Origin of the sequence: Anabaena sp. UHCC 0399 (assembly GCF_034931465.1) — a bacterium.
GTDB lineage: Bacteria > Cyanobacteriota > Cyanobacteriia > Cyanobacteriales > Nostocaceae > Trichormus > Trichormus minutissimus.
The window spans coordinates 133,026-145,652 of record NZ_JAYGGZ010000001.1 but is presented as its reverse complement, the minus strand read 5'-3'; the positions used below and the strand labels follow the sequence as shown (position 1 = coordinate 145,652).

Annotated in this window: 8 protein-coding genes; 4 read left to right on the top strand and 4 right to left on the bottom strand. The window is 41.6% G+C overall.

All coding sequences use genetic code 11. The annotated features are described in order from the left end of the window. Together VB693_RS00645 and VB693_RS00640 are read right to left on the bottom strand one after the other, a co-directional pair. The coding region (locus VB693_RS00645; RefSeq protein ID WP_323264612.1) for a ribosome assembly protein 4 at positions 1–3,676 on the bottom strand (3,676 nt) is incomplete at its 3' end. A gap of 71 nt (positions 3,677–3,747) precedes the next feature. Next, positions 3,748–5,103, bottom strand: coding sequence for a P-loop NTPase fold protein (locus VB693_RS00640; protein ID WP_323264611.1), 1,356 nt, complete (start codon positions 5,101–5,103; stop codon positions 3,748–3,750). A 472-nt stretch (positions 5,104–5,575) separates the two neighbouring features. On the opposite strand from VB693_RS00640, the gene VB693_RS00635 reads away from it, so the two are divergent. Continuing rightward, positions 5,576–7,678: a flotillin family protein gene (locus tag VB693_RS00635; protein ID WP_323264610.1), complete on the top strand. Its 2,103-nt coding sequence runs from the start codon at positions 5,576–5,578 to the stop codon at positions 7,676–7,678. 68 nt (positions 7,679–7,746) lie between these two features. Here VB693_RS00635 and VB693_RS00630 read toward each other — a convergent pair whose 3' ends face one another. After that, a complete protein-coding gene (locus VB693_RS00630) occupies positions 7,747–8,376 on the bottom strand; it encodes a pentapeptide repeat-containing protein (RefSeq protein WP_323264609.1) in 630 nt (209 codons plus the stop codon). A gap of 14 nt (positions 8,377–8,390) precedes the next feature. Here VB693_RS00630 and VB693_RS00625 point away from each other — a divergent pair, with 14 nt between their 5' ends. Further along, the gene (locus VB693_RS00625) at positions 8,391–8,870 is read left to right on the top strand and encodes a YraN family protein (protein ID WP_323264608.1); all 480 of its coding nucleotides are present in this window, start codon (positions 8,391–8,393) and stop codon (positions 8,868–8,870) included. Between the two features lie 172 nt (positions 8,871–9,042). Here VB693_RS00625 and VB693_RS00620 read toward each other — a convergent pair whose 3' ends face one another. Then, positions 9,043–9,432 (bottom strand): hypothetical protein, encoded by a 390-nt coding sequence (locus tag VB693_RS00620; protein ID WP_190700334.1) that lies wholly within the window; start codon positions 9,430–9,432, stop codon positions 9,043–9,045. 423 nt (positions 9,433–9,855) lie between these two features. Between VB693_RS00620 and queA the strand changes: the two genes are divergently transcribed. Next, on the top strand, positions 9,856–11,019 hold the full coding sequence (gene queA / locus VB693_RS00615; RefSeq protein WP_323264607.1) for a tRNA preQ1(34) S-adenosylmethionine ribosyltransferase-isomerase QueA: 1,164 nt from the start codon (positions 9,856–9,858) through the stop codon (positions 11,017–11,019). Between the two features lie 174 nt (positions 11,020–11,193). Next, positions 11,194–12,342, top strand: coding sequence for a tetratricopeptide repeat protein (locus tag VB693_RS00610; RefSeq protein ID WP_323264606.1), 1,149 nt, complete (start codon positions 11,194–11,196; stop codon positions 12,340–12,342). Positions 12,343–12,627: the final 285 nt, after the last annotated feature.

Sequence of the window (12,627 nt, the reverse complement as noted above, 5' to 3'; positions counted from 1 at the left end):
TATTAAAAAATAAAAAGTTACCACCAAGAGTTTTCAGCAACTTACCTGTGCTGATATCCCAGATTTTGATGGTCTTGTCACTACTTGCGGAAGCTAAGTGTTTGCCATCAGGGCTGTAGACGACGCTAATGACCAAATCGCTATGACCTTCTAAGGTATTAACTTCAAAGCTACGATTTTCTTTATTTTCGTTTGGTTTTAAATAAACTGCTTGGCGTAAGGTTGCCGTAGTTTGTATTTTGGTATTGCTTACTTCCTGTTTCCAGTCCGTAATTTTGAGTTTGTCACCTGCTCTTAATGCTTCCATCAAAGCATCTGGGTGTTGGTTAGAAGCAAAAAACGCTTCGGAAGAATTATTTAAGGCGTTAATTTCATTAAGTTCTGCGTTTTGTTTTTGTCTTTCTGCCTCGTAAGCCGATCGCACTGCTAAAGTAGTCACAATAGCGAGTCCTATACCTGCGGCTACCGAGCCAAACAAGGCGCGTTTGAGAAATTTATTCAGTTTAGCTTCACCCAGCTTTCGTTGTTCTCGCTCTGTTTCCAGTTCCGCCATTACCTGTTTTAACTTCGGTTCTTGTTGCTGACGGATAAAGTTGGCTAAATAGTCATGCACCAGTTGATAACGGTCGGCGGGGTTCTCTGGTAGCAACACCACTAAGCCTGATTTGACAATAATCTCTAATACCAAATCTAAAGACGTTGTGTTTTGTAGGTTGGGTTGAGGAACGAAACCCAACACTTTCGCCCCTTTGTTGGGTTTCGCTTGCGCTCTACCCAACCTACTATCTTTTGATGTCTCTATATTTGATATCTCTACACCCAAACTCTGCAAATCCTGTTCTAACTCCAAGCGAGTCTTTAACGGACGAGTTCCTCTTTCATCTGTCAGTAAAAACAGCACAAATTCCGCCAACTGCTGATGTTCTTCCCCGCAGTCATGAATAACTTCATTTAAATAATGCTGCACCAAGTCTTGTTTAGTGCCGAACTGCCGATATTTTTCTAAAGTAGTGATGTTCTCAGTTTGCAATTGCGCCCCTACTACTTGCAACTCAATGGGACGCACTTCACCAAAATCTCCCGCTAAGTCATCTACCAGTGCATCAACTAAAGCAGGTTCTAAGCGAAAATTAGTATTTGCAGTTAAACACTCAATAATTGACTTCGTATCGTCGGGGGAGAAATTCCCCAACTTGTAAAGCACATTATTACTGAGAATGTCATTAGCAATAATCTGAAAGTTGGGCAAATCATTACATTCCAGCAAGTAATGGATGTAATCAACCCGCAAAGATAAAATAACTTTGGCTGACAGAACCTCTAAACATGACCCCAAAAACTCAAAGAACTGCTTACGTTGTGCTGGTTCGGTGTAAACAAAGAAAAATTCCTCAAATTGATCAAAAACTAGCACCGTGCGGAGGTTGCGTTGTTCTTTTTCGCGCAATGAGTTGAGGAGGGAAGAGGGAAGTAGGGGTGTAGGGGTGTAAGGGTGTGGGGGTGTAGGAGAGCAGGGGAGCAGGGGAGCAGGGGATGCAGGGGGAGCAGGGGAGGAATTAAGGTTTGAGTGAGAATGTTCGGGTTCTAAACGAGAATGTTCGGGTTCTAAATGAGAACGTTCGGGTTCTAAGTGAGAATGTTCGGGTTCTAAGTGAGAATGTTCGGGTTCAGAACTCGGAATTTGATGTTCAAAACGAGAATCTTCAGGTTCTGAAGCTGAACTGTGAACCTCGGAACTCGGAGTTTGATGTTCAAAACGAGAATCTTCAGGTTCTGAAGCTGAACTGTGAACCTTTGAACTCGAAATGTGAGCCTCTGAGGCTGAAATGTGAACCTCGGAACTCGAAACGTCAACATTCCCAGTCCCCAATCCCAACAACCGTCCCAACTCTTCCACCCAGTTGGTGTAAACGCGCATGACAATGACTAAATTATCTTTGGCGCGAATTGATTGTTGTTGCAAGGCTGGAACTAAACCGGCGTTGACAAGGGAACTTTTCCCAACTCCAGACTGACCATGAATAACTATCAACTTATAATCATCATTGTTGAGGCGTTCGACTAATCTTTCTACATCTAATTGACGACCAGAGGCGGAAATTTCTGGGGATATATTAGATGTTGTGTATAACGTCTCTACAAATGTTTGTCTACTAGCTTCTAATCTCCCTGCACCAACAAAAGCTCGCAGGCCAAATTGTTGTTCTATGGAGCATCGTTGCTGTTTAATGTTGTAAGCTTTGAGATGTTCTTTCTGTTCAAAATAAAATTGCTGTAACTGATTGAGAATATCAATATAAAGTCTGACATCTTCTTGGGGATTTGCCCCATCTTTGGCAGTTTCTAAGTTACGAATGGCATTTTGAGTGTTACCCAAACGATATTGAGCGCGACTCAAGATAAATTTATATAAATTTAAGTCATAAGTTTGAACGGACTTTGTCAATCTATGATCTAAAGACTGACTAGGAATTGTCGGGATAATTTCTAATGCTTGTTTAACTAAGTGTATTGCTTGTTGCCAGTCTTCTTCAGCTAAAGCTACCTCAGCTAAAAAACCATAATCTCTGGCTAATTCTCTTTGCTGGTTGTTTGTTTGATGAATAGATAAAGATTGTTCAGCAAAGATTTTTAATTGTTGCCAAAGTTCTAATTCTTGGAGAATATCACCGAGTTTATTAAGAGAATTAGCAATGATATCTAGGCGATTAATTTGAGTGCTTAATTGAATATATTCTGTAATATATTGCCGTGTTGCCTGCCAAGCTAAATGCTCTTTATCTTGTTTTTTAACGGCTTCGAGATACGCACAAAAAGCCTTCTCACCCAGGATTTTTACTTGCCATTCTAGATTATTGTTTTGCTGCCACAGGGTTAACGCTGTGTGATAATGCTGGATGGCGACATCTTTTTGATTATTAATCTGTTTTGTTAACCCTAATAGGGATTCTATAAAGGCATTGGTTTCTAAATTAGGGGATTGACCTAACCCCCTAACCCCCTTCCCTACTAGGGAAGGGGGAACAGGAAAAGCCTCTCTCCTTGTAGGGGAGAGGTTTGGAGAGGGGTTTTCTTGTGAAGGGTCGAGGGAATTACCTATTAGTTCTTTTTTTGCGGCTGTTAATTCAGTTTCTAGTTTTAGATATTCATAAAAATTCAAATTAAGTTGATTATTAAACCATTGATTGGCAGTGGTGATAATAAAATCTGTTAATTCTTGTTTGTTAATATCAAAGCTTTTAGTAATTGCCCAACTTTCTAAATCTGGGGCAATTTGCATGAATTGTTGATAAATGGCATCATCAATCCACACTACCAAAGGGAAATTAAAATGCTGACGAAATTCTTCCCTGACCTGATTAGCAGCAGTTAACATCTGCGATAAATCCTGCACACTCTCCAAGCCGACAACCATCACACAGCCAGAGATGTTTTCGCCAAAGGTTTCCTGAATAGCTGTGAACAGAGTTCTGTGAAACTGCTGGACTACTAAAACCTGAATTTCAACTTGGCAGATTTCCTGTAATCTTGTGATCAAGCGATCGCGCAATTTACTATAATTACACCGTGCCAAAATCAGCTTGAACTGTCCCACGCTATTTTCAATCGCCCAAGCTAATTTTGCAACAGAGCGATCGCTATTGATTAGATTATCTTCTGGTTGTTGTTGACTCATAAAGCTAATTTAGTTCGTAGTAAGCACTTCAGTGCTTTGGTGTAATAAGCACTAAAGTGCTTACTACAAACCTAAAGGCTGGTTAACTCCCTAGCTTCAGCCAAGATGGGATTAACATCAAACCACGACTCGCCGCTTTCTCGATATTCAAAGACAAAGCGACTGCGGATTAATTTTTGGTATCCTTGGTCATCGCTGACTTTTTTCTTCCGCTTGACATCCCTTAATAATCGCCATTCTTCTTCGGAAATTGGTAACATCATTTCATTGCGGCGAGAACGAATGACTTGCTCTAAGGTTTTACAGGTGAGGGGGAGTGACATTTCTTCCATAATCCAGGTATTCAAGAGCCGGAGTAAGTCCCGCACATGACCACCACTCATAATACATAAACGTTCTAGGGTGCTAACACTGTCAAAAATCTCGGTAATCTTTTCTAAGCGTGCTACTGGTTGCAAGTCGGGAAATGCTCTAGCTAAAACCATCTGCTGCATTAATCCCATCCCCTCTTGATGGATACTCCCATCAGGATACTGTACAGACACCATCGGTAATACTTTGGGGTCGTCGTGAAATCGCTGGGTGAGTGTGCCGTAATCGTTGGAAAACTTCAGAGACAGGGGCATGGTGTAGACTAGATGACAATTCAGCTTGGTGAGATATTCACCCTGGTCTACAAATAAATATTCCTGTTGTGGTCTTCCCCAAGGCTTGGGACTATTATCTATGCGGTCGAGGTTATCGACAATCACCACTAGTCCTTTTTGACCTTGCTGCTTGAGTTTTGCGATCGCCGGCTGCAATAATTCTTGATTAATAGCTTCTAATAGCTGAATCTTCTGCGGTGCAAGATACTGATTGATTTTCTCCCGCAGTCGAGGATCGCTTTTAATCTTGGTGGTGATTTCGCCAATACCTACCGACAGCGATAGTTTTTCTTTCTCCGCACTAAAGCCGACATCACCCACCCCAGGAACTTTAGCTTTTAACCCCGTCACCTCGGAGTTTAACAACTGCAACGCACCTTGCAGCAAAGAATTAAACTTGTTAGTATCCTCCAGAATAATTTTATCGAGACTTTGACTAATTCTGCGCGCGATCGCCAGCAACACATCAGCAATACCGACATCGGTGATTTCTAAGTCATCGGTAGACTCAAAATACACTACATGAAAGCCTAAACTTTCTAATTCAGCCTGTAGTCTAATCAGTTCCGTAGATTTCCCACAGCCGATATGTCCAGTAAATAAGGTGCAGGTAGGTTCATCTGGCTGAAAAAAGGTAATCCTTTTCTTGAGGGTTTGAATAATATCACCGCCTCGCACCGATGAGAAATCAATATAATACTTACTATCTGAGCTATTTTGAATAAACAGAGTCCGGCTAGGGTCTGTCGCTTTAAAGAATTCCCGTAAATCTATAGTCATAAGTCCTGTTAATCTGGTGAAGGCAGGAGGTAAGAAAGCTTCTTTAATAAGCTTTTTGGCATTTTTCAACAGAATAGTTATTTTTGCTACCCTGAATAACCCTAATTAACACAATATAATTTTCTACCGCCTTTTGCCCTAATTTTCCCGTTTTTCTAGGAATTAGCACCAGAATTTCAGCGCAAAGTATTTTCAAGTCAGAACGGCATAAATAATTAAAGGTTTGTAGTAAGGACTTTAGTCCTTTGTTTCGGACTAAAGAAAGCGATCACAATAAATTTATATTACTTAACATGGTTGGGTTGATTACCACCGACTTACTTAGTCTTGGTTCACACTTCCCATTTCTTGTACGCAAAACTGCTGGTTACGATAGGCATAAATCAAAAAAATTACACCAAGTTTAAGAAAACCTGTCTTTAGCAAGTGAAGTGATACTTTAGATAATTAGTTGCCCAGAAGGGCGCAAATTATGAAAAATTTTTCATCTTCCCTTGGTAAGACTAAAAAAAATAAATTAGCTTGTTTTGCAACTACATTTATAGCTTCCTTAGCATTAGCTGGTAGTGTTAACTCTGCTACCGCTACTAATGTAAAAACATCTACTTTAGAAGAAATTGCCTCTGCATCAGTCCCACTGGAGCAGACACAACCAAATATTGCTCAATTACAAATCAGCAACAGGCAATATCAAGCAGTTGGAGTTGATCCTGTATTGCTTGTCCCCATTGTGGTGGTTGGTGGTTTAGTCATCTTTTTTCCCCTGTTCTTTGGTGGATTAGTAGTTATTGGCGAACGAGAAGTTGGCGTTGTTGTCAAAAAATTTACTATTTCTGGAAAAGGTCTACCAGCCGGACAGCTAATTGCCCTCAACGGTGAAGCAGGTTTGCAAGCTGACACCTTAGCACCTGGTTGGCACTGGGGTTATTGGCCTTGGCAATATTCGGTACGCAAAGAGACAGTTGTTGTTGTTCCTCAAGGTGAAATTGCGGTTATTGTCGCTGCTGATGGCGAATCTAATCCACCAGAACGGATATTAGGTAAAATCGTTAGCTGTGATAATTTTCAAGATGCCCGAAAATTCCTCACCCAAGGAGGCGAAAAAGGGCGGCAAATGGGGTTTATCACTGCTGGTACATACCGGATCAACACTGCCCTGTTTAAAGTAATCATGGCTGCCAACGCCACTACTCACGGTATGACTCCCGAACAGTTACGCGTGTATACTGTGGCATCTGATAAAGTGGGCATCGTCACCACCTTAGATGGGATGCCGATATCCGGAGGTGAAATTGCCGGTACAGTGATTACAGGACACGATAACTTCCAAAACGGTCAGAAATTTTTGGATGGTGGGGGACGCAGGGGTTTACAAGAGCAAATTCTGCTTTCTGGTTCTTGGAATCTCAATCCCTGGCTTGTCAACGTTGAACAAGTACCAATGACGGAAATTCCCATTGGCTATGTAGGTGTGGTAATTTCTTTCGTCGGTAAAGCCCAAGAAGATGTGAGTGGTGCAGCTTTTACCCACGGTAACTTAGTGAATCCTGGTCATAAGGGTGTCTGGGTTGAACCTCTGTATCCAGGTAAACATCCTATTAACACCCGCATCATGAAAGTAGAGTTAGTACCAACTACTAACATCGTATTAAACTGGTCAGGACGCACAGAAAGGCATAAATACGACGCGAATTTAGAATCTTTAACGGTACGTTCTAAAGATGGTTTCGCCTTTGATTTAGAAGTATCGCAAATCATCCATGTCGGCGCGTTGGATGCACCGAAGGTAATTTCCCGCGTGGGTGCAATGCAAAACTTGGTTGATAACGTCCTTGAACCCAGCATTGGTAATTATTTCCGCAACTCAGCCCAAGATTACACCGTGCTAGACTTTTTAAACGCTCGGAGTGAACGCCAAGTGGAAGCCTCAGAGTATATTAAGGCAGCATTGCGAGCTTATGACGTGCAAGCAATAGATACCTTAATTGGTGATATTCAGCCGCCAGCATCGCTGATGTTAACCCAAACAGAACGTAAGATTGCTGAAGAAGAACGCAAAACTTACGAAGTGCAGCAAATGGCACAAACCCAACGCCAGAAACTTGTGCGGGAGACAGCTTTGGCTGATATTCAACAAGAAATGGTGAAATCAGAGCAAAGCGTGCAGATTGCGGAACTGAAAGCCCAAGCAAACATTAAGCACGCCAATGGGGAAGCAGAATCTACCAAACTCAAAGCGATCGCAGAAGCGGAAGGGATTCGCGCCACAGGTAATGCCAAAGCTGAAACCTACCGTACTGGTGTGCAAGCCTTGGGAACACAAGGTTATACAGCCATGCAACTCATGCAGATTATTGGCGATCGCAATGTCCGCTTAATTCCTGATATCTTAGTGGGCGGTAGCAATGGCAGCACCAACGGTTTAGTTGATGGGTTACTGTCAATGATTTTATGGAATCAAACCAATAAGGATGGTGAGGCTACACTCATAGATCCACAACCAATAGTCCCTCCCACATCACCAACCAACAGTACCAGCCAGATATTAGTAGAATTACCAAAAGATAAGTATTAGAAAATACTTATAGCAAACCCCCAATTTCTTGAAGAAATTGGGGGTTTATTTTTTAATATGTATTAAGACTAAGGACAAAACAAACTATCCCGTGTGTCACGTCCAGTAGTTGGGTTAGTACCTTTAGCTAGCTTGCACAATTTTTTTTGTTCATCCTGACGTAATAGCGCATCAGTAAAATCTGCTCCATCAATAATTGCGCCGTCAAACTTGGCACTAGCCGCAAATGCTCCTTCCAATACAGCATTTGTTAAATTAGTTTTGATGAGACGAGCTGAGTCTAGGGTAGCATTTGTTAGGTCTGCTCCCTGTAAATTGGCTGACTCTAAATTGGCCGCGAAGAAACTCACACCCCGTAAATTAGAGTTACTAAAGTTACTTTGACGCAAGTTAGCTTTCGTAAAACTAGAGTCTGTTAAATCACGCCCTGAAAAATCAGCCTCTATTAAAATTTCTTTGTTGTACTCAAGTGCTAAAGCTGTGGGAGAAAAACCGGCAATTGCCGTAATGCCGACTGCTATGCACAGCAATAAACTAAGTATATTGGTCAAAATTCGATGATATTTTTTATGCCCTAACTCGAAGCGAGTAGAAGATAAATCGAGTTTAGAAGCTAATACGCGATCGCTGTTTCCGTAATTTTCCGCAGGAAAAGTACAGTATAGCCAATCGCTTAACTTAGATAACTTAAAATTCATGCTATTCCCAGCCAATGGTAAATCCTCCTCCATCACATTATGCCGATATTGGGGAATTAGGAGAAGACCTCGTAACTCAATGGTTACAATCTACGGGTTGGTTAATTATACAACGGCGTTTTTGTTGTCGTTGGGGAGAAATTGATATTATCGCTCAGTATCCCAATACAACAAGAAACCAAATAGACTCTACACTGGCTTTTATAGAAGTTAAAACCCGTAGTATCGGTAATTGGGATTCCTGGGGTAAAAATGCCATTACCCCTAAAAAACAGGCGAAAATCGGACGGACTGCTGGCATATTTTTAGCCAAATACCCGGAGAAAGCAAATTGCTCCTGTCGCTTTGATGTGGCGATCGTTCGTTGTCAGCCAATTTCGCAACAGTACGCTCATCACAAAGTCATTCCAGAAGCCCTAGCCATCTCATCGGGTGCAGGATACCAATTTCAGTTACAAGAATATATTCCGGCTGCTTTCGATGTGATTGATTAGAGGCGATCGGTAATTGGTTATGGATGAAATATCTCTATCACCAATTACCAATTACCGAATTGTATGTAACATTTTTAAATACATAAGTTTTTATGAAAAGAGGTAAAGGGCTAACTAGAATTTTGTCTAATCTAGTTTTTCCTGTCACCTGTTCCCTGTTCTCTGTTCCCTTTCAGGCCAGAGTTTCTGGACAATAACCCAACCCCCGGACAAACTGTTGTCGGAAAGCCTCTATTTCCTCTCTTTCTGGGCTACCGTGAGAAACGATCGCTACTTGATAGCGGCGCATCACATCAACAGGGCATTGCCCAGCTTCTAAACTCCAAAGTGCCATTTGTACCCGCATCGGCGGCTCATAGCTAATTCCCATTTCATTGAGAAAAGCTCGAATATCTCCATCCTCTTGGGGCGAAATTTGACCTTTTAGTTTGATCCTCACCACCCAACCATCAATTTGATGAATCACGGTGACGAACGAAACAGGAGTTCTAGGTCTAGCGTGCAAGTGTTGAACAACTCTCAGGGTGAGACTGGCATTTGCCAGATAATACAAGTATTCCATCATAATGCTTTTGGATCAAAGCCAATCCTACATTTCTATCTTCTTAAATTGATCCCTACTTTCGGTAGGGTAAAAGCCCCCGTCTTTGCATGGGGAGTTTTACCCAATTTTTATATTATTGTCTACGCGTCACTGATTCTTGTAGTCTAAGCAAGGGACTAGCACCGCTACGCGGAAGTCAAAAGTCAAAAGTCAAAAATGAAGAATTTTGCTTGTGTGAGATGGTAGCTTGATTTACGCCGTGCTGTACTAGTGAATAAGAACTAGGGACTATGGACTAGGATTTTTACTCAGCACCGGCTAAACGCCGCGCTACCGCTAACATTACTCATTACTCATTACTCACAATCGGCTAAACGCCGCGCTACCGCTAACAGCACTCTTTCAATAGAACAGCTAGTATTACAAGTCAATCACATTCAAATGTCTAAACAAGCAACACAAGATACAAATTTAGATTGTTCATTAGCTGGATATGATTATGAACTGCCTTCAGAACTGATTGCTCAAAATCCGGCGGTTCCTAGAGATAGTTCTCGTTTGTTGGTAGTTAATTCTCAGGCGACAGGTAACACAACAGCACCATTACACCGCATTTTTCATGATTTACCAGACCTCCTGCGCCCTGGAGATTTGTTAATCATGAATAACACCAAAGTCATTCCAGCAAGACTTTATGGACGTAAGTCAACTGGTGCAGAAGTAGAAATTTTACTCCTAGAAGAACGCCAGCATAACTGTTGGTTAGCCCTAGTTAAACCCGGAAAACGGTTTAAAACAGGAAGTAAAATCTTTTTTGAACCAGGAAAATTTCCTCTCTCCCCAATCCCCAATTCCCAGTCCCCAGTCCCCAATCCCCAGCTAACAGCTACCGTCTTAGAAACAGACAAAGACACAGGCGGACGCTTATTGCAATTTGACATACCAGATAATCAATCTTTAATCAAAGTTTTAGATAAATTCGGTGAAATCCCGCTTCCGCCTTACATTACTACATCCCAAGCAGCAGATGAACAGTATCAAACTGTTTACGCCGAACAACCAGGAGCGATCGCAGCTCCAACAGCTGGGTTACACTTTACACCAGAATTAATTGCTAATTTAGGCGATCGCAATATCGACCAAGCTTTTATTACTCTGCACGTTGGTGTAGGAACTTTTCGCCCTGTGGAAGTGGAAGATGTCACCAGCCACGAAATGCACGAAGAATGGATTGAAGTTCCCGCCGATACTGTAGAGAAAATTCGCGCCACCAAAGCCGCAGGGGGTCGCATTATCGCTGTAGGAACGACAGCAGTACGCGCTTTAGAAGGTGCAGCCGCCGCATCTGGAGATTTGCAACCTTTTTGTGGAAAAACCAACTTATTTATTTATCCTGGCTACCAATGGCGAGTCGTGGAGGGTTTAATTACTAACTTTCATCTACCCCGTTCTAGTTTACTAATGCTGGTTAGTGCGCTCATAGGCAGACAGAGGTTATTAAATATATACCAGCAAGCGATCGCTTCTCGATATCGGTTTTATTCTTTTGGTGATGCCATGTTAATTTTGCCAGAAGCTAAGAGAGTGCTGAGTGCTGAGTGCTGAGTGGGGAGTGGGGAGTGATGAGTGCTGATTTTAGATAAAAGAAAGGGGTAGTATTTTTCCCAATGCCCAATTCCCAGTCTCTTTACAAATTTTTCTTGTGCAACTTTTAATTTTTCATGTAGTGGTGGGTACTCTGACTTATAAGGATCTAAACCTTCGTGCAGAGATTCCATTATGTATAAAGAACATCTTTTGAAACAGTGGTTATACGGTTTTTCTTCCATCACCTGTCATCGCATTTCCCGTTGGCAAAAGCCACCGTTAGGACTTCTCTGTGCTGCCTCTGCTGTTTTGATGTTGGCTGCACCGACGGTTTTTAATTTGCCAGGAGGTAAGGTACTCGCACAAACTTCTATCTCTCAGGATTTAGATGCGGCTATTTTTTACCAACAGGGAGTGACGCGCTACAACCGCAGCGACTGGCCAGGTGCAGAATATGCTTTTCGTCAAGCATTGCAGCAAGATCCAAATATTGGCATGGCAAGGAATTATCTGGGTAATATTTTCCTCATGCAAAATCGTCTAGATGTAGCTGTGCAGGAATATGGTGAGGCGATTAGAATTAACCCCAATCTGGGAGAAGCTTATTACAACTTAGGGTTAGCATTGCATCGCCAAGGACAAAAAGAAGCAGCTATTACAGCTTATCGTCAAGCTTTGGTAGTAGATCCAACCAGGGCAACAACTCAATACAATTTGGGTTTATTACTCTATGAACAAGGAGAACTACCAGAAGCGATCGCAGCTTACCAACAAGCAATTAATTTTGATAGTAGCAATGCTAATGCCTATCATAATCTAGCGATCGCCCTGCAAGAATCTGGCAAAATGGAAGAAGCGATCGCCTCTTATCAGCAAGTTCTTAAATTAGATCCCAAAAATGCCGCCGCTTACAGTAATTTAGGGAGTCTGATGGCACTTCAAGGTCAAACTGCTGAAGCTATTACAGTTTATACGCAGGCTGTTCGTCAAGATCCTAAAAATACCTCAGCTTATTATAATTTAGGTGTCACTTTATACAATCAAGGCGACCTAAAAAAAGCTAGCAGTGCCTTAAAACGCGCCCATAACCAATACCGCGAGCAAGGTAATCTTGAGCAAGCACAAAAAATTGAACAACTAATGCAGCAAGTTGATCAAAAAATCGCACAACAAAAACTTGAGCAGCAACAAGCATCTAATCCTCAGCAGACACCAAAGCCTAACAAAAATGAAGTAGAAACTAATTCTAGTGATACGCCTGTCTCATCTGAACCACCTCTACTTCAACCAGTTATTCCTGGTTCTACGCCAGATCAAGATGATCGTAATGGCAAAGTGTAAATAATTAAAGATTTATAGTCAGGGATTTAGCCCTTTTTTTAGAACTAAATCCCTGACTAAGAAATCAATTCCGATAACTTTACATTGTTTAACATAGTTTTATTTATTCCCACGGCTTACTTAAGATAAACAGCAATCGCCGGATCTTAAATAAGTTGGTTTACTGAACCAAGAACCCTCAAAATTCTATTTCGAGGAGTGCTAATATTCTGAAAATTGTATTTTAGAAAACAAAATTATCTGAACTATCAAACATATAAGAGTTGCTAATTGTATTTTATTGAA

Coding starts and splice junctions, on each gene's coding strand:
- VB693_RS00630 (WP_323264609.1), bottom strand. CDS start 8,376: ATGAATTTTAAGTTATCTAAGTTAAGCGATTGGCTATACTGTACTTTT.
- queA (WP_323264607.1), top strand. CDS start 9,856: ATGTCTAAACAAGCAACACAAGATACAAATTTAGATTGTTCATTAGCT.
- VB693_RS00620 (WP_190700334.1), bottom strand. CDS start 9,432: ATGGAATACTTGTATTATCTGGCAAATGCCAGTCTCACCCTGAGAGTT.
- VB693_RS00635 (WP_323264610.1), top strand. CDS start 5,576: ATGAAAAATTTTTCATCTTCCCTTGGTAAGACTAAAAAAAATAAATTA.
- VB693_RS00625 (WP_323264608.1), top strand. CDS start 8,391: ATGGTAAATCCTCCTCCATCACATTATGCCGATATTGGGGAATTAGGA.
- VB693_RS00640 (WP_323264611.1), bottom strand. CDS start 5,103: ATGACTATAGATTTACGGGAATTCTTTAAAGCGACAGACCCTAGCCGG.
- VB693_RS00610 (WP_323264606.1), top strand. CDS start 11,194: ATGTATAAAGAACATCTTTTGAAACAGTGGTTATACGGTTTTTCTTCC.